The sequence below is a fragment of the Rubripirellula obstinata genome, assembly GCF_001642955.1.
GTDB lineage: Bacteria > Planctomycetota > Planctomycetia > Pirellulales > Pirellulaceae > Rubripirellula > Rubripirellula obstinata.
On sequence record NZ_LWSK01000269.1, the window covers coordinates 1 to 1,689 of the forward strand.

Sequence of the window (1,689 nt, forward strand, 5' to 3'; positions counted from 1 at the left end):
CCTCCGGGAGGGTCGAGCCTTAGCGAGGGGAGGGTTTTGCGGCTGCGGGAAACGCCTCTAACGACCTGCAAATCCAACTCGCCCTCCCCGCTCGTTCCTCGCGACCCTCCCAGGGGGGGCTCTTCGTCAAATTTAGTGGCTAATGTCCCAGCTGTCTTGGATTTTCTATCATGGCAGCATGAATGAACTACATGCCCACTATCGTTTGCTGCTGGGACTTGATGACCAGTGGCAGGTCCAGAACGTTGACCTTCAGATGGAAGCCAATAGTGTCGTCATCCAATTACGTCACTCTGGCGGCAAGCTCTGCTGCCCCGAGTGCCAGGACGAATGCTCTCGTGCGGATACCGCGCCAACGCGTCAGTGGAGGCACTTGGACACGATGCAGTTCGAGACCATTATCGAAGCGGCAATTCCTCGTTCAAAATGCGATCGGTGCGGTGTGAAAACGATTGCCGTACCCTGGGCAGGGAAGCACTCTCGATTCACGCTGATGTTTGAAGCTTTTGCGATCAAAGTCCTTCAGGCGGCTAGCAGCGTTTCGGCGGCGACCAAGTTACTGAAGCTCTCTTGGAAGACCGCTCACGAGCTCATGCAACGCGGGGTTGAGCGAGGACTACAGCGTCGTGATACCGATCCGATTGAAACCCTGGGCATTGATGAAAAGAGCTTTGGCAAAGGTCAGGACTACGTGTCGCTGATGGTTGACCTGGAAGGATCGCGAGTGCTGGAAGTCGTCAAAGACCGCAGCGAGACATCTTGTGACAAACTCTTTGACAGTCTCACCGATGAGCAAAAATCGGGCATTCGGGCAGTCGCCGTGGACTTCTGGCAAGCTTTTCGAAACAGCATTGTCAAACAAGTTCCCCAGGCGAAGATCGTTCACGACCATTTCCACATCAGCCAATACCTCGGCGAAGCGGTCGATCTGGTTCGACGCCGAGAGAACAAACTGCTCCGAAGCGAAGGCATTAATGACCTGACGGGTACGCGTCAACTTTGGCTCTACAACGAGGAGACTCTTGATGATGCCACGCAAAAGCAAATCGAAGACATTCGGCAAGTCGCGATCAAGACGGCACGTGCGTGGGGAATCAAGGAAATGTTTCGTGACTTCTGGACATACCGCAGCGGCGCTTGGGCGAAGAAGTTCTTTGACCGTTGGTACGCATGGGCCATTCGTAGCAAACTCGATCCGATCAAGAAGGTTGCGAGAATGCTCAAGAAACACCTCGCCGGCTTGCTGGCCTATTTCGAGTACTCCATCACCAATGCCAAAAGTGAGGCCTTCAACGGTCGAGTGCAGGCCATCAAGTCGGCGGCCCGCGGCTTTCGCAACTTCGAGAACTACCGCACCCGCATCTTGTTTTATTGTGGGGCCCTAAAGATGGAGCCCGATTTCAGCCACTAAAACCGACGAAGAGCCCCCCCTGGGAGGGTCGAGCGTCAGCGAGGGGAGGGTTTTTCGGCTGCGGCAAACGCTTCTGGCGACTTGCAAATCCAACGCACCCTCCCCGCTCGTTCCTCGCGACCCTCCCGGGGGAGGGTGAAACTCTGCCACCTAAGGCCCGCCGGTTATCAACCTTGCGGCGTATCAAAAATCCGATCTCCGGCATCGCCTAATCCCGGCACGATGAACGACTGCTCGTTTAATTCCGGATCCACCGCACAGGTGAAGATCCGAAGGTG

The 1,689-nt window shown here is 55.6% G+C and carries 2 protein-coding genes; one reads left to right on the forward strand and one right to left on the reverse strand.

All coding sequences use genetic code 11. The features are described from left to right. Nucleotides 1-178 precede the first annotated feature (178 nt). Nucleotides 179-1,411, forward strand: coding sequence for an ISL3 family transposase (locus tag RC85_RS25665; RefSeq protein WP_068267795.1), 1,233 nt, complete (start codon nucleotides 179-181; stop codon nucleotides 1,409-1,411). A 167-nt stretch (nucleotides 1,412-1,578) separates the two neighbouring features. On the opposite strand, the gene RC85_RS26495 is transcribed toward RC85_RS25665, so the two are convergent. After that, on the reverse strand, nucleotides 1,579-1,689 hold a 111-nt coding region (locus tag RC85_RS26495), incomplete at its 5' end, for a uracil phosphoribosyltransferase (RefSeq protein ID WP_338060600.1).